We start from the raw sequence: 20,893 nt of genomic DNA, 5'->3' as shown, positions 1-20,893 counted from the left end.
ACAAGAATGGTTTCCTAACATCCCTATTCAGGACAACCCGGGGTTAGAACAAGCTATCGGGACCCTTGGCTTTCCTTGGCGCCTGTAGAAGAGCCTGAGCCGGAGGCTTTGCCGCCCTCACCCGCTCCCTCCTTTGCATCCGTGCCGGAGCTTGACTGCTTATCTGCGCTTTTCTCCGTATTTTTGTCTTTCGTCTTATCCTCGTTCTTCACAGCTTCGTTCGTCAGCTCGGTATACGGACGCAGCGTCAACGTCAACGTACGGTTGCCGCCTTCGCCGCTCAACGTCTGATCGGCCACATAACCTTCGCCATTCGACTGACAGCGGATTTCCAGCAGCGAGCATACCTCCAGCGCATCCCGGAACGACTTGCCGTTCAAATTCGGCACGGCTACGCCGCTCGCTTCCTCCATCAATACATAGATTCGTTGCTCTGCCCCCATTTCTGTACCGGCGGCCGGATTTTGGGCGAGAACGGCGCTGCCCTTGCCGAGCGGCTCGACAGCCCCGCCCAGCTTATTCATCTGCGCCTTCGCCTGATCCAGACTGATGCCCGTCAGATCGGGCACCTTGGTTTTGCCGGATGCCGACGGTGTCTTGGCTGCCGTCTCCTGGGTCGGAGCAATCCCCATATGGCGCAGCGACTGGGACACAATCTCCCGGAAAGCCGGAGCCGCCACTTCGCCGCCCCGGTGATAGTCGCCGCCGAGGTCCGGCTCGTCGGCTACAATTGCAACGAGGATGCGCGGATTCTCCAGCGGAGCGTAACCGATAAAGGAAATGACCCATACGCCGTCGGCGTAGCCTTTCTCGCCGGGCAATACTTTTTGCGCGGTGCCGGTTTTACCGGCGATCCGGTATCCATCGATATAAGCGTTTCTCCCTGTGCCTATCGCCTGGTCAGAGACGACCTGCTCCAAATATTCGCCAACCTGCTTGGAGGTTTTCTCCGAGACGACCTGCCGGATAACCTGCGGCTGCGTCTGCTGCACGATTTCGCCGGTATCCGGATTCTTAATCTCCTTGATCAAATAAGGCTTCATCAGCTTGCCCCCGTTAGCAATAGCCGCATAAGCGGAGGTTTGCTGCAGCAAGGTGGCGGTCAGGCCTTGTCCGTAGGTAGCTGTCGCGAAGTCCGGCGCATACCGCATATTGACAATCCCCTTCACTTCACCGGGGATGTCGATGCCTGTCCGCGCGCCGAAGCCAAACTTGTCGATATATTGGCGAAGCCGTTCATTGCCAAGCTTCTCGGTGCCCAGCTTGACGAACGCCACGTTACTCGAACGCTTTAAGCCTTCAATATATTTAATTTTTCCCCATCCGGAAATATTATGGTCATGCAGCCGCCGGTCCGCCACTCGAATCGACCCCGATTGAAATTCTTCCTCGGGATTAAACAGCCCTTCCTCCACGGTCGCCGCCAGCGTCACCAGCTTGAAGGTCGAGCCCGGCTCATATTGGGAGGCGATCGCATGATTCATAAAATTGCGCATATCCTTGGTTTCCCAATATTTATTCGGGTTAAAGGTAGGGGCATTGGCCATTCCCAAAATTTCCATCGTCTGCGGATCGACCGCGATCGCCGTCATGCTTTTCGGCTTGTACTTCTCGTACATCTTCTCGATAGCGCTCTCTATGTAAAATTGGATGTTTTTATCAATAGTCAATGTGACGTTGTTGCCGTTGACCGCCGGCGTATACCGGTTTTTAGGATCGGGAAGCCCTACGCCTTTGGGTGCCTTCTCGTAATAAAGCGCTCCCGGCTGACCCTTCAGGTAGTCGTTGAGCGTCTGCTCCAGCCCCATGACCGGCACATTTTCTTTGTTCATATAGCCGATCAGATGAGCGGCCAGCTTCTCCGCCGGATAAAAGCGCTTGATTTCGGGTCGCAGCTCAATGCCGGTTTCCATCTTCCGCTGGCTTCCTCTGACCTTCAAGTTATCCTGCTGCTGCTTCAGCTTGGCCTGCAGCTCTTCGCGCAGCGCCTTGACCTTGTCCCCCGTCTCCGCATCGATTTTCCAGCCTTCGTTCCCCAGCTCCACCTGAGCCAGCAGCGTCTTGCCGTCCTCGCGCGTCTTGTTCAGCCTGGAGCGTATCCGCTCTTCCATCGCCATCAGCGCAGCGGCGTCATCCGGCGGGGCGAGGATGGGAGCGAGCCCCTTTACGATATCCAGCTCAAGCCCTTGATCGCGGATAATCTGCGGCAACAGCGCAATCGTATAAGAAGGCGCATCTTCAGCAAGCAGCTTCCCGTTGCGGTCGGTAATGGCTCCGCGGACCGGCTGGATGGTTTTGTCGAGCGCCCATCTTGCTTTGGCCTGCTCCAGCAGCTCGGCTCCCTGCACGACCTGTACCCAATAAAGCCGTCCTACCAGGACAGCAAAAAGGAGGGTGAATGCCCCTCCGATCAGCAGCGAACGCAATTTTACTTTTTTCGTCATCTTATCCTCTCCCTTATTCCTCTCGGATCAGGGCTGATCCTTCGTTTTCTTTGCGCTTACCGTCGATTTCGCGCTCCCCTGCTTCGTGGCCGTCTTGTCCGTGCCTGGCTTCACTTGATTCGGCTCCGCTGTTTTGAAGCCCATCTCCTTGGCCTGCTCCAGCATGCGATGAGGCTCAATAGCGGCATCCAGCTTCTGCTTCAGGATGCTGTTCTCCGATTCGAGCTTGACGATCTTCGCCTCAATATCGCGAATCTGGGTGCTCATCTCATAGATTTGCGCGTAGCGCACGATAATAACGCCTGCCACAACCACGCAGATGGCAACTGTAAACAAATACAGCAGCTTCTCCTGCATGGGCAGCGTTTTTTTCCGGTAAACGACTCGCTTGCTTTCCTGAACCTTCGGTTTTTGCTCCGTCTTTTGTTCGACTGCAAGATTTCCATGCATGTATGCCGGCAACTTGTTTTCCCCCTTCGCGCGTTAAGGTTCGGCTTCTATGATTTGGTTGATGCTATTGCGTCAGCTTCTCTGCAATTCTCAGCTTCGAGGAACGCGCCCTGGGGTTTGCCTCCAGCTCTTCGCCCCCTGGCTCGATCGGCTTGCGGTTGACCAGCTTCAGTCCCCCGGCCGGGTTGCATACGCACATCGGAAAGTCCGGAGGGCAGGTACACTTGGCTACGTAGCCGGCAAATGTCTGCTTGCAGATCCGGTCCTCCAGCGAGTGGAACGTGATGACCGCAACTCTGCCTCCGGGGGCCAGGCAGCGCACCGATTGCTTCAGCGCGTCCTCGAAAGCCCCCAGCTCGTCGTTCACGGCTATCCGCAGCGCCTGGAAGCTGCGCTTGGCCGGATGCGGTCCCGTCCGTCTGGCCGCGGCTGGAATCCCTTCCTTAATCAGCTCGACCAGCTGACCGGTCGACTCGATCGGAGCGACGGCACGGGCTGCCACGATACGGGCTGCGATGCGCCGGGAGAACTTCTCTTCCCCGTACTCGAATAAAATATCGGCGATTTCCTTCTCGGGCCAGTCATTCACAATATCTTTGGCCGTAAGCGGAGCTGTCCGGTCCATCCTCATGTCAAGCTCTGCGTCATAGTTATAGCTGAAGCCCCGATCGGCCTCATCGAGCTGCGGCGACGACACGCCGAGGTCGAACAAAATCCCGTTCACCTGGGGACGCCCCGTCCGGCAAGCCTCCGGTATCCGGGACAGCTCCCGTTCGAGATAACGAAAGTTGCTGCGCACCAGCCTAACCCGGTCCCAGACGCCGGCTAGCCTTTCCTTGGCATTCGCCAGCGCCGCATCGTCCTGATCAAAGGCGATCAGCAGCCCGTTTGGCCCAAGCCTGGAGGCGATCTCCAAGCTGTGCCCGGCTCCGCCGAGCGTACAATCCACGTAAATCCCGTCAGACTGAATATGTAAACCTTCCACCGCTTCTTGCTTAAGTACGGTTACATGATGAAACACGGCTTCCATCCTCCTACATCGGCCTGCTGCCTGAACTAAAAGTCAAAGTTGAAGTCGACGAGCTTTTCCGCTATTTCCGCAAACGATTCCTCGGACTGCTGGAAATAGCTTTCCCAGATCGCCTTGCTCCAAATCTCCACCCGGTTGGAAACGCCGATGACGACGCAATCTTTCTCGAGCTTGGCGTGATCAACGAGCATACCCGGCAGATTGACCCGGCCTTGCTTGTCAAGCTCGCATTCCGTTGCGCCGGAAAAGAAAAAGCGCGTGAAAGCGCGGGCATCCGATTTCATCAGAGGCAGCGCTTTAAGCTTCTGCTCCAAAGACGACCATTCCTGCATGGGGTAAACGAACAAACACTGGTCCAAACCGCGAGTGGCTATAAACGATGCTCCGAGGGCTTCGCGAAACTTCGCCGGGATGATAATCCGGCCCTTTTCGTCGATCGTATGCTGATATTCCCCCATGAACACCGATTGCCACCCCCTTTTTACCCACTTTACCCCACTTTCCACCACCTGTACAGTAACTATTCTCCCAAATACACAAAAATCCTGCTTCTTCTTTCGAAGAAACAGGATTTTTTCATGTCCGTTTGGGTTGCATCTTAAATATCGGCATGCCGGCCTCTAAGTTTGCTTCGGCTCCTCGCCGGACTGCGGGCCGTCTGCTGCCGAGCCCGCTTCCTGCCGGGGCTGCCGGACTTCAGGAGCGGTGCCCGCAGCCTCCCGGCGATTATCCTCCAGCCTCTGCTGGCGCAGCAGGGCCATTTTCGCTTTGCGCTTGCGGCGGTACCAGATAATCGGCAAACCGACAACCGCCAGCAGGACCAGAACAGGCAGCGCTCCCGCAGCTATGACGATAACTCCCTGCAGGACGACGCCCATGACAGCCAGAGAGCCGTCCAGCGCTTGGGCAGCGCGCTTGCCCAGCGGGCCGCGGTCCTGCGCGCCGATCACGTCGGCGGAAGCGATCTTTTGCACGATGCGCAGCTCGATCGTCGAGTAGGACACATTTTGCTCCAGATAGCGCATTCTTCCCTTGATCCGCTCGATCTCCTCCTGAACCTTGCCCAGCTCTGTCGAGAAGGACACCAGCTCCTCGGTTTTGGTCGCCTTCTCCATAAAAGCGAGCAGGCGGCTTTCCATAAGCTCCTTGGCCTTCAGCCGCGATGAGAGGTCCACATACTCTTCGGTAACGTCTTGGCCTTCCATCGATTTGCGCATCGCCGGGTTAATTTTCTCGAACCGGCTGATCAGCGACTCAAAACCCGCGGCAGGCACCTTGATGACGAAGGTGCCGAACTTTTCCGCCGCCGAAGCATTTTCACTGAACTGCAGCACATATCCTCCGGCGCTGCGCACAGCTTCCTGCACGAGCTCCTCCGTCTCTTTGTAGCTTTCCACCTGCATGGACAGATTGGCTCGATAGATGATCTTGCGGCTGAACGGGTCTTCCGCTCCTGCCTGCGCCGCGCCGGTGCCCGTCATGCCGGCGGTCTGGCCCGGGGCCGCTGTGTTCGCCGCCGTGCTGCTTGCCTCCATAGGAGCACTGCCTGCCGAAGCTGAGGCCTTCGAATCGGCCGTCGGCATGGCTGCGTCATTGACCTGCATCATATCCGCCTTCTCCTGGCTGCTTGAGCTGCATCCCGCGAGCAGCAAGGCCAGCGCCGTACCCGCCAGCAGCAGTTTGACCGCGGTTCCTCTTTCTCTATGCCGTCTCCGCCCCGCGCTCAGCCGGTTTCTCTCTTCCGCTCCATCTGCCGAACACTGCGCTGCGTTCACACCCGTTTTCATATTCCTGCCCCCCGTAGCCTATTGAAGCACCGCCATAGCCTTTCATGGATACTTCTACTGACATGGACGCAGGTTGGGACGGTGTTGTTGCATCATTTTGGACAGAAACGCTTCTTCCTGGTAAAATTGTGCTATACTTAAGCATTCAGAACTATTTCAGAACGGTGTTGGCAGGAGGAAAGTCTCTTATGATTACCGCACAGCGTTGGAGTGTTTTCATTTTAGCGATCATTTTGATCCTTGTTCTTATCCTGGGAAACCGTCATTGGGAGAAATCCATCCGGCAGCAAGGGGTTAAGCCCGCGAGCGCGGCCAATCTGCCGCCGGAGCCCGCCGCAGCAACTTCCGGGGGCAGCGCCACAGACTCGCAGGTGCCCGATCCGGCCGCCATCCCCGCGATTTCACCCGCTGCAGGCTCTGCTGAAGCGCCCTCCGCAGCCAATACGGCGAATCCCGGTGTCAATGGACCGAAGCCTACGGGCAATGAAACGAAACCCGGCCCGAACGCCAAGAAGGAAAACTCGACGCCGGCTGCAACCCCGCAAAAACCGGCCGCAGCCGACAAACAGACCGGGAAAAATACGACCAACGTAACGAAGTCGGTCTATCAGCGTTGATTGCACTCGCCTACATAAAGCCTTACAGCAAACTCATCCCGTATGCAAAAATAGCGCAGCCGGCCTGTAAGCGTCCGACCGTAGTCAGACCTGCTCCGAGGCCATTCTTGTAAAAATGCTGTCCCAGACAGCGTTTTTTTAGATCAGGGGCTTTTTTGCTTCCAGCGGGAAAAGCTTCTTTTCCCTGCATTACGAAAAAAAGGCCGAGCCAGGCTGTCACTTGCCCTGAACTCGACCTTTTTTGTTTATGTTTACCTGCTGCTTGGATACAGGCTACGCCAGCCCCAATCCACCCTCAAGCCAGCCAACCGGCTGACCATCCGCGCACCGGACCCCGCAATTAATGCTCCGCCCAGCTGTCCAGATAAGACTTCTGCTCGTCGGTCAAGGAATCGATGCCAAAGCCGAGCGCAGCCAGCTTGAAGCGCGCTACCTGCTCGTCGAGCTCATAAGGCACATTGACGACTTTGCTGCCGATCTGCTCGTAATTGTCATTGACGTACTTCAGCGACATCGCCTGCAGCGCAAAAGTCATATCCATAATCTCGGCAGGATGTCCGTCGCCGGCTGCCAGGTTAACGAGACGGCCTTCGGCCAGCAGGTAGAACTTGCGGCCGTCCTTCAGCGTATACTCCTCGATATTGCGGCGCACGGTACGCTTCGATACCGACAGGGCCTCAAGCTCAGGCTTGTTCACCTCGACGTCGAAGTGGCCGGCGTTCGACAGAATCGCGCCATCCTTCATCACCTCGTAGTGCTCGCCGCGGATCACGTCGCGGTTGCCCGTTACCGTTACGAAGAAATCGCCCTGCTTGGCAGCTTCGAGCATCGGCATGACGGCGAATCCGTCCATGTACGCCTCGACCGCTTTGATGGCGTCGATTTCAGTGACGATGACATTGGCGCCGAGGCCTTTGGCCCGCAGCGCAACGCCTTTGCCGCACCAGCCATAGCCGACCACGACAACGGTTTTGCCCGCTACCACAAGGTTCGTAGTCCGGTTGATGCCGTCCCAGACGGATTGCCCCGTTCCGTAGCGGTTATCGAACAAATATTTGCAGAAGGCATCGTTGACGGCAACCATAGGGAATTGCAGCTGCCCGTCCTTCTCCAGCGACTTCAGCCGCAGAATGCCGGTCGTCGTTTCCTCGGCGCCGCCGCGGACATTTTTCGCCAGATCCTTGCGCTCCGAATGAAGGATCGTCACCAAATCCCCGCCATCGTCGATTATAAGGTCCGGCTCGGTTTCGAGCGTCTTGATCAGCAGTTCCTTGTATTCCTGCGGCTCAGGATTATACTTCGCGAATACGGTAATACCGTCCTCCACGAGAGCGGCGCACACATCATCCTGCGTGGACAGCGGATTGCTTCCGCAGATCGTGACATCCGCTCCGCCGGCTTGCACAACCTTGGCGAGGTACGCCGTCTTGGCCTCCAGATGGAGTGAAATGGCCACCTTCAATCCTTTAAACGGCTGCTCCTTCTCGAACTGCTCCCGGATCTTGTTCAACACCGGCATATGGGCGTTCACCCAATCGATCTTCAAATGTCCTTCCGGCGCGAGCGAAATATCGCGGATAATGCTGCGGTCTGCCGTACTATTAGCCACTGTCATTCCTCCTAAGCTTGTTTAATATACCTCACATATAACAGATACGATGCTTGCCGTCGAGCGGAATCTCGGTGTTCACCAGCTCCTGGAGCCAGAAATCCCCGTACTTGTTGAAATAAGGCGCCATATTCAGCACCCGCTCCTGCGGCTTCCCGCCCGGCGCAATCGACTGTCCGATTCGAGTAAACTGACGCAACCCGGCTTCATTCTGCGTACGTAGTCCATCTTCCGCTTTTTGCCGGAGGAAGTCAATCTGTTCGATGATTTTCCCCAGATTCGTTGCGCCCAGCGTCTGCAGTCCCGGATTGATCTGACCCAGCATTGCCACGAGCGGCTCATAGTCGGTCCGGAAGCGCTGGGCGACTTCGGCGAACCGCCGTTCTACCTGAAGCTGATCCCGCTCTCGCAGCCAGGACTCCTGCTTCTCCTGCAGCCGCTCCTGTACATCGCTCAAGGTGAGCCCCAGCTTCTGCATATGCTTCTGCACCGGACCTTCCAGCAGCGTGAACACAAGCCGCGGGAGCACGATCGGCATGCGCATGCCCAGCTTATGAAACGCCTGCTTCGTCTGGCCCCAGTAGACGATCTCAGCCGGCCCAAGCACGGTCGCCAGCACCGGGAATAAATAGTCCTGCATCAGAGGTCTCGTCATCACATTGTTGCTCAGACGGCCGGGCTCCTCATCCGTCCAGGCGAGCAGCTCCTCGCGGCTGAAGCGGCGTTCGCCCCGGCGGTCCGTGTAACCCGTCCGCGCCTCGTCCTCATACAGCAGCACGCGTTCGCCCGTCTCATCGTAGACGAACAGATTGGCCCCGTTCGGGTAAATTTCGACCTGAGGCTCGTAGCCCTGCTTCCTCACCTGGGCGCTGCCCTCCGCAATCGCTTCGTTCAGCTCGCCGCTTCGCTCCAGCAGGACGCGGAACATCGGCCCCTCCAGCTCGCGCAGGGCGGGATCGTCGGAGTCGAGCAGCACCAGCCCCTCGCGGCCGAGCAGCGAAGCGAGCAGCTTGGCGAACGTATCGACCAGCGACAAAGACGATCGTACCGCCTCGCGAAGACGGGCGACGACTTCGTCCTTATATTCGGTCGGCAGCAGCGACTGCTCCAACTGTGCGAGCACTTCTTCCCATTGCTCCTCGGCAATCATCGTCCGGCTGACGGACGTGCGCGGGCCTCCGGGATGAGCGAGCTTGATTTTCTCCACCTTGCTCTCCGGCGTCAGCACCAGCACATGGTTCGCCTCATCAAAGTCATGATCCTCTCCGGCGATCCAGAATACCGGGATCACCGGCCTGTCAAGCTGCCGCTCGGCCGCTCTAGCCGCCTGGATGAGCGATATCGCCTTGTAAAGCACAAGCAGCGGTCCTCCAAACAAGCTCGCCTGCTGCCCCCCGACGATGCACAGCGTCCGCGGGTCACGCAGCTTATCGACCGCCTGCAAGGCTTGAGGCACGCCGCCCGCGCGCATGTTGAACGCGTGCAGCACATCGGCGAGCTTGTCGCGATCCGCCCCGAAGCTGCGCTCCTTATCCAGCCAGACTGCACGCTCTTCCCAGCTGGAGGCATCCCACGGATTATAATCAAATAGGTCGCCCGTCAAGGCATATCGACGTATGTAATCGTCAGTCAAAGGCTGGCCGGAATGCCAGTCGATCGCGTCTATCTGCAACATACCCGCCGCCTCTCTTATATTTGGTTAGCTGCCTCCCATTCGTAGGTAAGCCAGCAAACAACTTTATTGTACACAGGATAACCCAAATCGTCAAAACAAACCGGACAGCCCGGCCTCCCCGCCAAAGTAACCCAAAAAGCCCGCCGGATACGCGAGAGCGCGTCCGGCAAGCTTTTGTTTCTTCTAATATAAGTGGCATGCGGTAAAATGACCCGGCTTGACTTCCTTGAACTCCGGCATCGCTGCCGCACATTCCGCCATCGCCTTTGGACAACGCGTCCGGAACGGACAGCCGCTCGGCGGGTTCAGCGGGCTCGGAATTTCACCCTCGAGAATAATCCGCTCGCGCGTGCGTTCGATTTCCGGATCGGGAATCGGAATCGCCGACAGCAGAGATTGGGTATACGGATGCAGCGGGTTGGCATAAAGCTCCTCCGCCGTCGTAACCTCCACCAGCTTGCCGAGATACATGACGCCGATCCGGTCCGAAATATGCTTGACCATCGCCAAATCATGCGCGATGAACAAGTACGTCAGGCCGCGTTCCTTCTGCAGCTTCTTGAACAAATTCACTACCTGGGCCTGTACGGATACGTCCAGCGCCGAGATCGGCTCGTCCGCGATAATAAATTGCGGCTCGATCGCAAGCGCCCGGGCGATCCCGATCCGCTGCCGCTGGCCGCCCGAGAATTCATGCGGAAACCGGCTTGCGTGCTCTTCGTTCAGACCGACGGCGTCCAGCAGCTCGGACACGCGCTGCTTGCGCTGGCGGCCGCTGGTCACGCCGTGAATATCGATGCCCTCGGCAATAATATTGCCGACGGTCATGCGCGGATTCAATGAAGCATAAGGGTCCTGAAACACCATCTGCATCTGCCGGCGGAATTCCTGCATTTTCCGTCCGCGCAGCTTGTGAACATTTTCCCCGTTAAACAGAACTTCGCCGCTTGTCGCCTCATACAGCCGGATGATCGTCCGCCCTGCGGTCGATTTGCCGCAGCCGGACTCGCCTACCAGACCGAAAGTTTCCCCGCGCTCGATGGAGAAGTTCAGCATATCGACAGCCTTCAGCGTTTTGCCGCCGCCAAGATGAAAATGCTTCTGCAAATTTTTCACTTCGAGAATCGGTTGCTTGCTCATCGTGCCGCACCTCCCGCTTCGACCGGACGTTCAACCTGCGGAGCATTTTTGTCGAGCAGCCAGCAAGCGGCCGAATGCGTGCCGGATAATGGCGTAGGCTCCGGATCGATCTCCAGACAAACCTTCATCGCATACGGGCATCTGGCTGCGAACGCACAGCCCTTGGGCGGCGCAAACAGGTCCGGGGGCGTGCCGGGGATCGGCACCAGCTCGCTGTCCTTCTCCTGATCGAGCCGGGGAACGGAACGAAGCAGCCCCCATGAATAAGGATGGCGCGACTGATAGAAAATCTCATCGACCGTCCCTTGCTCCACCACCTTGCCCGCATACATGACCACGACGCGCTGAGCCATCTCCGCAACGACCCCGAGGTCATGCGTAATGACGATGATCGCCGAGTCCGTCTGCTCGGACAGCTTCTTCATCAGATCGATAATCTGCGCCTGGATCGTCACGTCCAGCGCCGTCGTCGGCTCGTCCGCGATCAGCAGCTTCGGATTGCAGGCGAGCGCGATGGCGATCATGACCCGCTGACGCATCCCTCCGGAAAATTCATGCGGGTACTGCTTCAGCCGCCCTTCCGGATTGGAGATGCCCACCAGCTTCAAAATTTCGAGCGCGCGCGCGTCGGCTGCGCTGCGGCTTAAGCCTTGATGCTTAATCAAGCCTTCCGTAATTTGCTTGCCGACCGTCATTGTCGGGTTCAGCGATGTCATCGGGTCCTGGAAGATCATGCCCATCTCGGAGCCGCGGATTTTCTCCATCTTGGCATTCGAGAGCTTCGTAATATCCGTTGCTCCGTCAAACAAAATCGAGCCGCTTTTGATAAAGCTGGGAGGCGTCGGAATAAGCCGCATCAGCGTCTGCGCGGTTACGGACTTGCCGCAGCCCGATTCGCCTACGATCGCGAGCACCTCGCCTTTATTCAAATGAAAGGATACGCCGCGCACGGCTTGCACTTCGCCGGCATACGTGCGGAAAGATACCCGCAGATCCTTAACTTCCAATATCGGTTTATTTTTACTCATCTATAGTCACCTCCGAATGAATGACTGCCTATTTGCGCATCTTCGGATCGAGAGCATCCCGCAGACCGTCGCCGAGCAGGTTGAAGCTCATCAGGATCAAGCTGAACACGATCGTCGGGGAAATAATCCGGTGAGGATACATCCGGATCGAGTTCGCGCCGTCGGACAGCAATGAGCCGAGCGAGGCGAGCGGCACCCGAATGCCAAGACCGATAAAGCTCAGGAATGATTCGACGAATATGGCCGATGGCACGATAAATGTAATCTGAACAATTATAAGTCCAAGCGCGTTAGGCACCAGATGCTTCAGGATAATGCGAGTGCCTCCGGCGCCAAGCGTTCTCGCTGCGAGCACATACTCCTGCTCCTTGAGCTGCAGGATTTGCCCGCGGACAAGCCTCGCCATCGGCACCCAGCCGGTAATCGCATAGGCGATGATGATCGTTTTGAAGCCAGGGCCCATCACGATGATGAGCAGGATGGAAATCAGCAGGAAAGGGATCGAGTATACAATCTCGATAACCCGCTGCATCACATCGTCCACCCGTCCGCCATAATAAGCGGAGACGCCGCCGTAAATCACGCCGAACACCAGATCCAGCAGCGCGGCGGTAAGCCCGATCGCCAGTGAAATCCGGGTCCCCCACCATACGCGAACCCACAGGTCGCGGCCGAAATCGTCCGTGCCGAACCAATGCTCGGCCGATGGCCCGAGGTTCTTGATGTCATAATTTTGCGTCGCATAATCGAACTTGGAGATCATCGGCCCGAAGATCGAAAGCACAGCAAGCGTACAGAGCGTGATCAGACCAAACATCGCCAGCCTGTTTTTCTTCAGGCGTCTCCAGGCATCCTTCCAGTACGTCAGCGAAGGGCGAACGATGGATTCGCGGCCCACCTGCTCGCGTTCTACCGGTTGAAACATCTCTTTGGACACATCCATCATTTGCTTCCTCCCTTCGTCAGACGAATTCTCGGATCCACGATGCCATACAAAATATCCGTAATAAAGAGCACAACGATCAAAATAAACGAGTAGAAGATCGTCAGCCCCGTGATCATCGTATAGTCATTGGAATAAATCGACTGCACGAAGTGCTTGCCCAAGCCCGGCACAACGAAAATTTGCTCGACAACAAGCGTACCGGTAATCAGATTGACGAATACGGGACCGAGTACCGTGACGACCGGCAAAATAGCATTGCGGATCGTATGCCGGACAACGATAACCGGGCTCGACAAACCCTTCGCCTTGGCGGTTTTGATGTAATCCTGATTAAGCACATCAAGCATCGACGTGCGCATCAGCCTCGCCAATATGGCGATCGTACCGAAGGACAGGGCAATCGCCGGCAGCACGCGCGATTCCGGACCCGTCCACATCCCGGGAGGCAGCCACCCAAGCTTCACTCCGACAAAATACGACAGAAGCGGTCCAAGCACAAACGACGGAATCGAAATTCCGATGATAGCCGTAAACATCGCTCCGACGTCCAGCCCTTTATTATGGTTCAAGGATGCGATAATGCCGAGGAAAAGACCGACGACGATGGCGATGCCAAGCGCCCACAAGCCGAGCTCCAGCGAGGCCGGGAAGGCTTGCTGGATAATGTCCGTCACTTTACGGGTCGGAAAGGAATAGGAAACCCCGAGATCGCCGTGAAGCACGTTGTTCATGTATTTCAGATACTGCTCCCAAATCGGTTTGTCTAGACCATACTGTGCATATAAAATCTGGCGCTGCTCGGCGGTCATCTTCTGAGAATCTTCGCCAAACGGGTCACCCGGCAAATTTTTCATCAACACAAACGTTAACGTTACGATGAGCCACAAAGTGATCGCCATATATACCAGACGTCGCAGCAAGTAACGAAGCATGGCACACCTCCTGAACTAGTGAGAAAGCATATAAATACATTGCATGCAGCTTGGCCAAGGGCAGCCGAGCTGCTTCGCAAGCATAGTCGTCCACCGCTGAACAGGCTATGTTTGCGAAACAGCTCCGCATTGCCTGCCGATCCCGGAAAGCCGGGATGACGAGAAAAAAGCGAGGCCGTTCTCCCTATCTCAGAACGGCCCCCTCTTCCTCTCAAACAGCGCGGGCTAACTTACTTGATGCTGACCCAACGAAGCTCCCATTCTTTGGACATAGCCGGCAAAATCAGGCCGTCTACGTTTGCATTTTTCGCATACGGCTTCGTACGGAAATACAGCGGGTAAATCGGAGCGTCGTTCATCAGAACCTTCTCGGCTTCAACAAGCATTTGGGCGCGTTTAGCCACATCTACTTCCTTATCGGCGCCTTTGACCAGATCGTCATAAGCTTTGCTGTTGTATTGCACGTAGTTGAACGATTTGTTGTCGGACACCCACATGTCAAGGAAGGTCATCGGGTCATTGTAATCCGCTCCCCACAGGGCGATCAGAGCGTCAAAGTTGTTTTCCTGCATGTTTTTCACGCGGAGCGCAAACGGCAGCGGCTCGCCATCCACATCAACGCCAAGGTTTTGTTTCCATTGCGCCTGGATGAACTCGATCGTTTTCTTGGATGTTTCCGTGTCGTCCGAAGTCAGCTTGAACTTCGGCAGCGCCGTCATGTTCAATTCCTTCAAACCTTCGGCCAGCAGCGCTTTGGCTTTAGCTGCATCGAATGCCGTCTGCGTATCGCCGGCCGTCTTGCGGAATTCCTGCTTGTTGCCGTCAAGAACCGTTCCCGGCACAAGACCTGTCGATGGGATCGAGGTGCCGCCGAGTACAACTTCGTTGTAGGCTTTGCGGTCAATCGCCATACCGAGCGCTTGGCGAACCTTTGCATTGGCGAAGGCCGGGTTTTTGCTGTTGTGGAACATCACATAGGCGGTTACGAACTCTTTTTTGATGGCCAGCTCAGGCTTGCCTTGGAACATTTTGGACTGCTCGCCGCGGAGCTCAGTCAAGTCCACTTGGTTCGTTTCGAACATGTTAAGCGCCGTATTCGGGTCTTTTACAACGTTGACCGTCACTTTGTTCAGCTTCACATTGGCAGCGTCCCAATAGTTTTCGTTTTTAACCATGACAAGCTGCTGCTCATGATCCCATTTCTCCAGCTTGAACGGACCTGCGCCCATCACCTTGTCCGCATCCGCGCCGTTTTTGTCGCCTTGCTTCGTGACGAAATCAGCCTTTTGCGGGAAAAACAGCGGATTAGCCAGCTGGTCCACGAAGAAAGCAACCGGACGCTCAAGCGTAATTTCCAGCGTTTTGTCGTCCTTGGCTTTAATGCCCAGAGCCGCTTTTTTAGCTTCGAGCTCCTCCGGCTTCGCTTTGTTCAGATCGGCTCCGCCCTTGATCCAGGCCAGCATCGAAGCATATTTCGCTTTGGTGGCAGGGTCCAACGTACGCTGGTAAGCCCAGACGAAGTCGTTCGCCGTCAATGCGGAACCATCGGCCCATTTCAATCCGTCGCGCAGCGTGATCGTGTACACGAGGCCGTCGGGAGAGATTTTTGGAAGCTCTTTGGCGAGACCTGGCTGCGGCTTGCCTTCGGCATCCAGGCGGTACAAGCCTTCGTTAACAGCGTTAAGAATCGTGAACGACGGGTTAGTTGTCGCAATGGAGCTATCGAGTGCAGGCGGCTCGGCCGACATATTGATACGAATTTCTTGCGCCGGCGCTTTTTTATTGTCTGTGGCGCCGCCCCCTATTTGTTCTTGGTTGGCATTGCCCGAGCATCCGGCAACTGTCGCGCCAAGCATAGCCGTCACAGAAGCCAGAACTAGAAGTTTATTCAACTTCATATACATCCTCCTTTAAAAATATGTAATTATATGCTAATTCCGATTATGGTTATCAGAATTATCACCTGGTCAATTAAGAGACATCCGTTCGATAATACCTTTAAAAGGACGATCTGTAAACAACTGAAACCGTTACCACTGAGTAATTATATAACCGACGGTTAATAAAATCTAGTACTATTTTTTGTCATTGGTCAATAATTTCGTAAAATTGTAGAGATTTAGAAGCCGTTCGTTCACTAAGACAAAAAAAAGAGCCTATGGAATAGGCTCTCATTTCCGGTACAAATTTATGCGCAGAAGTATGTAAGTGATTTCCGGAATTCAATCAGGACTGAAGCATATACTTACCGATGCCGACGACCAGCAGCATGACGTAACATGCCGTCAACACGAGGAAGCCGAGTCTCGACAATGTGCGTGCAATCTTCTTCAAATCGACTCGTCCCTTCAGCCGATTCTGCATGCTGCCGAGCAGCCCCGCGGCCACAAGGAACAGCAGCACGATCATCCACAGCAAAAACGCCGAGTTAAACAGATTGCGGCTCATGTAGGCAACCGACCCTATCAGGAACAGCGTAGTGACATCCATGCTGAGATGGGTTGCTTTCCGCTTGTCGCGCTTGTTGTAATACACGATGAGCCATGTAATGAAAAAAACGACAAAGGGGACGAGCGCAAGCAAAGTATACAATTGATGAAGCCAGTTCCATACGTTCATAACATCACCCGATCCGACGTTAATGGTTCATTCCACTGCTATTCGCGGCTCTCCAGCGCTTTAACGAGGAGATATACGCTTTTCAATACGTGCAGTTCCATTCCCATTGCTTCGGCCTGCTCAAGCATACTCCCCGCAATGGCCTCGATCTCGGTAGGACGCCCTGCAAGCCTATCCTGCAGCATGGACGATTGGTTCGCCGTCGTAAGGCTGCAAACCTCCTGCACGCGCATCCAGGGATTCGGCCCCAGGCTGATTCCGCAGGCTTCCGCCAGACGAACGCCTTCTTCGACGATTAGCCGCATGAGCTCCCGCGCTTCGCTCCGCTCCAGGAGCAAGCCGTTTCTTATCTGCAGAATGGCGCTCAGAGGATTAATCGCAGCGTTGATAATTAACTTCTGCCAAGCTCGGTTTATGATCTCATTCGACAGAAAAACCTCAAATCCTGCCGTTTTCAGGTCTAATATAAGATTTTTTTGCGCTTTTCGGCTGTTTTCGCCGGGATGATCCTCTACATAAGCGCCCATATAGGTTTCTCCGCGGCCTGTATGAATGGCTGCGTTATCGGCCACGCGCAGCGAGGCTTCGGTCGTAACGGCCAGCAGCAAGCGGTCCCGGGGAATGTAACGCGCCAGCTTCTCGGCATGTCCGATCCCGTTCTGCAGGCAGACCACCCAGGAGCCCGGTCCCATCAGTCGCTTGATGGAGCGCGCGAGTTCCTCCGTAATGGCTGTCTGTTTGACGCTCAGCAGGATATAATGCAGCTCATCCGCGGCAGTCCCGGCCGGCGGTCTGCCGCCGTCTTCGCCTGCCTGCTCCTCCAGCGTCAGCACCACGGGCCGCGCGGTCAGCTCGGCTCCGTGCCCCTCTCGAAGCGAAAGCCCTCGCTCATCGATCAGCCGGGCCTGCTCAGCCCTGCGTACGAGAAGCTGCACCGAAAATCCCGCCAAGCTCAGCCGCGCCGCAAACAACGTGCCCAGCGCCCCGGCCCCTATGCATGTATATCGGCTCATCGCCGCCTCCCCCTTTTTTAGCTATAACAGCGAAGCGATTGCAGCTCGATCGATTCGGCTGCCATGGCCTGATTCTAGCACAAGCGGCCTATCCTGACCAATAAGAACAAAAAACCTCCGGGCATCAACGGATGCTTGATCCGTCTGCCCGGAGGTCGATGCTCTATCAATCGATTCGTTCCAAATTCCCGTTCTCATCCATCTTGAAGCGAGATTTCACTTCCTCGTCTTCTTCGGCGAGGAAAGCCAGCTTGCGGGCTCTGTCCATAATCTGAATCAGCGCCTTATAATCATCGTTGACCACTCTGTAATCGGTGGAAACGGCATTTACCTGCTTGCTGAGCACCTCATTCTCGCTGCGCAGCTTCTCCAGCTCATCCTGCTTGTCGTTCAGTTCCTTCTCAAGCTGCCTCAGATGACGCACCATTTCCTGGTAGCTGCCTTTCCATTGGCGGAGAAACCGGATCACGGCGTCGATGGATAGTTCCTCCAGCACGCCGTCTGCCCGGAATCCAGGAGCTTCCGCCACCTCCACGGTACCGGATACGCTGACGAAGCTGCCGGCATGCTTGCGCTGCTGGCTTCTTTTCTGTCTTTGAGCCTTGGCGATCTGTATCGCCGCTTCATATTTTTTGCGAACAAAACTATTCCAGCGGAAGCCGCACGCCGCAGCCGTTCTTCCTATCTTCTCGCCTACTTCCTCAAATGCCGAAAGCTGGGTGCTTCCTTCCCGGATATGACGAAGCGTAACCTCCGCCAAAATTAGATCGTCTTCATCGCTCCAAGCGTCTTGTCTGATCGCCGTCATGATGCAATCCTCCTAACCCCTCACGTTATTCATCATCTATGATTGAAACTATAGCTGAACATGTTGTAATACTTATCTCTATGCCCTTGGTAGAGTTCATAGAATACTTTTTCTAGTATTTTGTATTGCCATTTTTATCAGCGTCCATACATCATCTCTCGCAATTTGGTCATACTATGTGCGACACGGTTAAAATGACTCAATTTCGTCACGGTTTGGACGTTTACACGCACCCGGGCTTTCGTTATAATGTTGGATAGTAATGTTCTTTTCGAATCGTGAATGCAGAGAGGGGGATGCACAATGGATCGCATGTTTCGCGTACTCGGCTTCTGGACGCTTGCTATCGGGTTAATGGCATTGGCCGGCGATTTAATACCAATGGCCTTGATCTTTTTCGCCCAGACGGCCGTCTTCGTATTGCTTGGCTACTTGAAGCTGTCCGAACGCACCTACATATTATTATTTTGGGGTTACATGATTCTCTCGTTCACAGGAGTTACGTATTGGTCATTCTTCAAAATGTCCATCTAGTTCCAAATGATATCGATGCCATCCCAAGCAAAGTGAGCCGCATGCAGCATGCGGCTCACTTTTTTGTCTGGATCAGCACCTTGAACAGCTCGCTCATCGAGTCGGACAGCAGCAGCTGGCGGATTGCGCGATTCCGCTTCGCAGCCGGCGAGAACGGGTCGGAAGCGTCATGATCCTGAAGCAGCTGCAGAATGCCCTGCTCCACGAGAAATTGCTTCTGCGTCTGATAGGCGACGGTCTCCATCGCTGCAGCCTGTCCGGCTTCCATCAATGCGCTGAAATTGACGTGGGAAGTGATATCCTGCTCACCTGCATGCTGCAGCGGCGTATCGGAGGCCGCATGGCCGCGGTAGCAGATCAGCGTCCCTTCCATCCGATGAGAGGCGTGCAGTTCGTCCCGTACATCGCCATAATCGATCGTGATGATGAGGCTGCCCGGCGCAAGCCCGGAGGCGAGCTCCCGGTACCAGCGCAACGCGGCCAGATTGACCTCAAAACGCTGCCCGAGGCGGCGGGGCAGCCGCTCACGCTCGATATAAGCCATCACCTCTGTATCGCACACCGGCCGCTCGACCTCTTCAAATCTCCCCTCAGCCGCATGCAGGCGGACGCCCAGCTCCATCCACCCCTCCTGCCGGTATACAACGCGATGAACGGGAAACGCGTCCGGCAGCTCATTGGAGAAGATCACGGCGTTCTCCAGCTTACCGGCAAGCTCCCAGGCTTCGGGACCGATAATCTCCACACGCTCCCGATGCTCCGCCAGCGCTGCCGCCTGAAGTCCCCGGTGATACGGACTGGCTTCCACGCTCGTATAGCGGAGCCGGTCGTACAGCTGACGGTCCCTGGTCCGGATGCCGTTCAGCACCCCGTCAGCCAGGCGGCCTGTTCCTCCTCCCCATTCTACCAGCCGTACCGGGCCGTCGAATGCTTCCAGCTGCTTTGAGATATATCCGGCCAAGCATTCCCCCAGCAATCCACCCAGCGCCCCTGCGGTATAGTAATCGCCGGATCGGCCGATTTTCTCCCGGCCGCTTGTATAGTAGCCGTAGTCCGGCTCATAGAGGCATAATTCCATATAGTCATGGAACGACAAGAAACCTTCGGCGCTTGCGTCAAGCCGCTGCCGCAGCCGTTCCAGCAGTCCGCCGGAGCGCCGCCGCCTCGCTTCTTGACCCGTTTCCTTTCCCATTCCATCATCTCCAATCCTCATTACCTACAGACAAACCTTGCTTATATCGTTATAATAGTACGGGTAGTCTACATCCAAAGGAGGCAGAAGCCTTGAATCCATCGCGTTTCTTTCGTCAAGCGGCCGTCATCGGCTGCGCTGTCCTGCTCATGGCCGGATGTACCGACCGCAAGCAGTTGAAGGAGGACTGGGTGCAAGCCGCTGCCAAGCAGGAGCAAATCCAAAGCTATCAATTTTCGGGCGAAGCCGAATTTCAATTGGACGCCTCCCTGTTTAAAGACGCTCAGCCCTTAACCGCCGCCATGCTCTCCGCTTTCCGCACAGGCAAGCTTACGTATCAGGGAAAGGCTTCCTCCAAGGAGCCGCTCGTCCAGGCGGAGGCAGATTTCAAGCTTGTGCCTCAAGGCTCGGATAAAGGGATAGAGATGCCCGTCCTACTTAAAGATAACAAAATGTATGTTCACTTGCCAATCATCAATAAAACCGACGAATATGTGATGCTGCCGCTGGAGCAGCAGGCCGAACGGCTGAAGCAAACGGGGCGGCTTTCCTCTGCGGCAAGCGCACGGCTTCTTCAGGAGCTGGAACCGGACTGGCTGGAGCCCGGAGCCAAGGACGAGAAGCTGCCGGGCGGCGAAGCGGCCAAGCGTATTACCCTGCAGCTGACCGACAAAAATCAAAAACAGGTATCTGCTTATCTGCTCAAGGCGCTTCCCACTGCCCTGGACGAATGGATGACCAGCGGCCTGCTCGGCGAAGCCCAGACCAAGAACTGGAAAGATAGACTGGCGTCGGCGCATATGCTTGCTCCCTCTACATTCGTCATCTGGATAGACGAAGCCGGCTATATCAGGCAGCAGCAAGGCGAGCTGCGCTTCAGCCTTCAAGAAGGCGGCCCCGTTCATACCGTCCGCTGGACGCACCGCATCGACGGGATCAACCAGCCTCCGTCATTTACCAAGGAAATCCCCCAGCTTACGAAGCCTTTGGGAGATATTCTGAAGCTGCTGCCGAAACCCGCAGCAGCCAAGTAACCGGCCGGCCTGAACAACCGGTCGGCTCCGTAATC

Annotated in this window: 19 protein-coding genes; 3 read left to right on the top strand and 16 right to left on the bottom strand. The window is 55.9% G+C overall.

Annotation, left to right across the window (positions count from 1 at the left end; genetic code table 11):
• Positions 1–53: 53 nt before the first annotated feature.
• From BLR08_RS08285 to BLR08_RS08265, 5 genes are all read right to left on the bottom strand, one after another.
• The gene (locus tag BLR08_RS08285; RefSeq protein ID WP_072328710.1) at positions 54–2,444 is read right to left on the bottom strand and encodes a penicillin-binding transpeptidase domain-containing protein; all 2,391 of its coding nucleotides are present in this window, start codon (positions 2,442–2,444) and stop codon (positions 54–56) included.
• 27 nt (positions 2,445–2,471) lie between these two features.
• Positions 2,472–2,906: a cell division protein FtsL gene (locus tag BLR08_RS08280; RefSeq protein ID WP_072328709.1), complete on the bottom strand. Its 435-nt coding sequence runs from the start codon at positions 2,904–2,906 to the stop codon at positions 2,472–2,474.
• A 52-nt stretch (positions 2,907–2,958) separates the two neighbouring features.
• The gene (rsmH, locus tag BLR08_RS08275; RefSeq protein WP_176835456.1) at positions 2,959–3,915 is read right to left on the bottom strand and encodes a 16S rRNA (cytosine(1402)-N(4))-methyltransferase RsmH; all 957 of its coding nucleotides are present in this window, start codon (positions 3,913–3,915) and stop codon (positions 2,959–2,961) included.
• A gap of 35 nt (positions 3,916–3,950) precedes the next feature.
• Entirely contained in the window at positions 3,951–4,388 is a 438-nt protein-coding gene (mraZ, locus tag BLR08_RS08270; protein ID WP_072328707.1) for a division/cell wall cluster transcriptional repressor MraZ, read from the bottom strand.
• Positions 4,389–4,544: 156 nt separating this feature from the next.
• Positions 4,545–5,711, bottom strand: a complete 1,167-nt coding sequence (locus BLR08_RS08265) for a DUF4349 domain-containing protein (protein WP_083536771.1) — start codon at positions 5,709–5,711, stop codon at positions 4,545–4,547.
• A 188-nt stretch (positions 5,712–5,899) separates the two neighbouring features.
• Between BLR08_RS08265 and BLR08_RS08260 the strand changes: the two genes are divergently transcribed.
• Complete coding sequence (locus BLR08_RS08260) at positions 5,900–6,328, top strand: hypothetical protein (RefSeq protein ID WP_072328706.1); 429 nt, start codon at positions 5,900–5,902, stop codon at positions 6,326–6,328.
• Positions 6,329–6,668: 340 nt separating this feature from the next.
• Here BLR08_RS08260 and BLR08_RS08255 read toward each other — a convergent pair whose 3' ends face one another.
• The 10 genes from BLR08_RS08255 to BLR08_RS08210 form a co-directional block, all read right to left on the bottom strand.
• Positions 6,669–7,937, bottom strand: a complete 1,269-nt coding sequence (locus BLR08_RS08255; protein ID WP_072328705.1) for an adenosylhomocysteinase — start codon at positions 7,935–7,937, stop codon at positions 6,669–6,671.
• Between the two features lie 31 nt (positions 7,938–7,968).
• Complete coding sequence (bshC, locus tag BLR08_RS08250; protein WP_256257439.1) at positions 7,969–9,612, bottom strand: bacillithiol biosynthesis cysteine-adding enzyme BshC; 1,644 nt, start codon at positions 9,610–9,612, stop codon at positions 7,969–7,971.
• 183 nt (positions 9,613–9,795) lie between these two features.
• Positions 9,796–10,752, bottom strand: coding sequence for an ABC transporter ATP-binding protein (locus BLR08_RS08245; protein WP_072328704.1), 957 nt, complete (start codon positions 10,750–10,752; stop codon positions 9,796–9,798).
• Positions 10,749–11,780: an ABC transporter ATP-binding protein gene (locus BLR08_RS08240; RefSeq protein ID WP_072328703.1), complete on the bottom strand. Its 1,032-nt coding sequence runs from the start codon at positions 11,778–11,780 to the stop codon at positions 10,749–10,751. The genes BLR08_RS08245 and BLR08_RS08240 overlap by 4 nt, the downstream gene beginning before the upstream one ends.
• A 28-nt stretch (positions 11,781–11,808) precedes the next feature.
• Positions 11,809–12,726, bottom strand: a complete 918-nt coding sequence (locus tag BLR08_RS08235) for an ABC transporter permease (protein ID WP_072328702.1) — start codon at positions 12,724–12,726, stop codon at positions 11,809–11,811.
• Complete coding sequence (locus tag BLR08_RS08230; protein ID WP_072328701.1) at positions 12,723–13,658, bottom strand: ABC transporter permease; 936 nt, start codon at positions 13,656–13,658, stop codon at positions 12,723–12,725. Before BLR08_RS08230 ends, BLR08_RS08235 begins: the two co-directional genes overlap by 4 nt.
• Positions 13,659–13,888: 230 nt before the next feature.
• Entirely contained in the window at positions 13,889–15,556 is a 1,668-nt protein-coding gene (locus tag BLR08_RS08225; protein WP_072328700.1) for a peptide ABC transporter substrate-binding protein, read from the bottom strand.
• Between the two features lie 328 nt (positions 15,557–15,884).
• A complete protein-coding gene (locus BLR08_RS08220) occupies positions 15,885–16,277 on the bottom strand; it encodes a DUF3397 domain-containing protein (protein WP_072328699.1) in 393 nt (130 codons plus the stop codon).
• A 38-nt stretch (positions 16,278–16,315) separates the two neighbouring features.
• The gene (locus BLR08_RS08215; protein ID WP_072328698.1) at positions 16,316–17,290 is read right to left on the bottom strand and encodes a ketopantoate reductase family protein; all 975 of its coding nucleotides are present in this window, start codon (positions 17,288–17,290) and stop codon (positions 16,316–16,318) included.
• A gap of 166 nt (positions 17,291–17,456) precedes the next feature.
• Complete coding sequence (locus tag BLR08_RS08210) at positions 17,457–18,098, bottom strand: RsfA family transcriptional regulator (protein WP_072328697.1); 642 nt, start codon at positions 18,096–18,098, stop codon at positions 17,457–17,459.
• Between the two features lie 303 nt (positions 18,099–18,401).
• On the opposite strand from BLR08_RS08210, the gene BLR08_RS08205 reads away from it, so the two are divergent.
• The gene (locus BLR08_RS08205) at positions 18,402–18,632 is read left to right on the top strand and encodes a DUF2626 domain-containing protein (RefSeq protein WP_072328696.1); all 231 of its coding nucleotides are present in this window, start codon (positions 18,402–18,404) and stop codon (positions 18,630–18,632) included.
• Positions 18,633–18,687: 55 nt separating this feature from the next.
• Here BLR08_RS08205 and BLR08_RS08200 read toward each other — a convergent pair whose 3' ends face one another.
• Positions 18,688–19,824 carry a class I SAM-dependent methyltransferase gene (locus BLR08_RS08200; RefSeq protein WP_072328695.1) on the bottom strand — a complete coding sequence of 379 codons (1,137 nt, stop codon included), beginning with the start codon at positions 19,822–19,824 and terminating at the stop codon, positions 18,688–18,690.
• Between the two features lie 92 nt (positions 19,825–19,916).
• Here BLR08_RS08200 and BLR08_RS08195 point away from each other — a divergent pair, with 92 nt between their 5' ends.
• Complete coding sequence (locus tag BLR08_RS08195) at positions 19,917–20,858, top strand: hypothetical protein (RefSeq protein WP_083536769.1); 942 nt, start codon at positions 19,917–19,919, stop codon at positions 20,856–20,858.
• Positions 20,859–20,893: the final 35 nt, after the last annotated feature.

Source organism: Paenibacillus sp. cl123 (assembly GCF_900101595.1).
Lineage (GTDB): Bacteria > Bacillota > Bacilli > Paenibacillales > NBRC-103111 > Paenibacillus_G.
The sequence above is the reverse complement of the archived record's forward strand: the minus strand, read 5'-3'. Positions and strand labels throughout refer to the sequence as shown.

Bases quoted from the DNA above. Each gene is read 5' to 3' on its own strand.
- BLR08_RS08285 (WP_072328710.1), bottom strand. From the start codon at position 2,444: ATGACGAAAAAAGTAAAATTGCGTTCGCTGCTGATCGGAGGGGCATTC.
- BLR08_RS08265 (WP_083536771.1), bottom strand. From the start codon at position 5,711: ATGAAAACGGGTGTGAACGCAGCGCAGTGTTCGGCAGATGGAGCGGAA.
- BLR08_RS08260 (WP_072328706.1), top strand. From the start codon at position 5,900: ATGATTACCGCACAGCGTTGGAGTGTTTTCATTTTAGCGATCATTTTG.
- bshC (WP_256257439.1), bottom strand. From the start codon at position 9,612: ATGTTGCAGATAGACGCGATCGACTGGCATTCCGGCCAGCCTTTGACT.
- BLR08_RS08245 (WP_072328704.1), bottom strand. From the start codon at position 10,752: ATGAGCAAGCAACCGATTCTCGAAGTGAAAAATTTGCAGAAGCATTTT.
- BLR08_RS08240 (WP_072328703.1), bottom strand. From the start codon at position 11,780: ATGAGTAAAAATAAACCGATATTGGAAGTTAAGGATCTGCGGGTATCT.
- BLR08_RS08235 (WP_072328702.1), bottom strand. From the start codon at position 12,726: ATGATGGATGTGTCCAAAGAGATGTTTCAACCGGTAGAACGCGAGCAG.
- BLR08_RS08230 (WP_072328701.1), bottom strand. From the start codon at position 13,658: ATGCTTCGTTACTTGCTGCGACGTCTGGTATATATGGCGATCACTTTG.
- BLR08_RS08225 (WP_072328700.1), bottom strand. From the start codon at position 15,556: ATGAAGTTGAATAAACTTCTAGTTCTGGCTTCTGTGACGGCTATGCTT.
- BLR08_RS08220 (WP_072328699.1), bottom strand. From the start codon at position 16,277: ATGAACGTATGGAACTGGCTTCATCAATTGTATACTTTGCTTGCGCTC.
- BLR08_RS08215 (WP_072328698.1), bottom strand. From the start codon at position 17,290: ATGAGCCGATATACATGCATAGGGGCCGGGGCGCTGGGCACGTTGTTT.
- BLR08_RS08210 (WP_072328697.1), bottom strand. From the start codon at position 18,098: ATGACGGCGATCAGACAAGACGCTTGGAGCGATGAAGACGATCTAATT.
- BLR08_RS08205 (WP_072328696.1), top strand. From the start codon at position 18,402: ATGGATCGCATGTTTCGCGTACTCGGCTTCTGGACGCTTGCTATCGGG.
- BLR08_RS08200 (WP_072328695.1), bottom strand. From the start codon at position 19,824: ATGGGAAAGGAAACGGGTCAAGAAGCGAGGCGGCGGCGCTCCGGCGGA.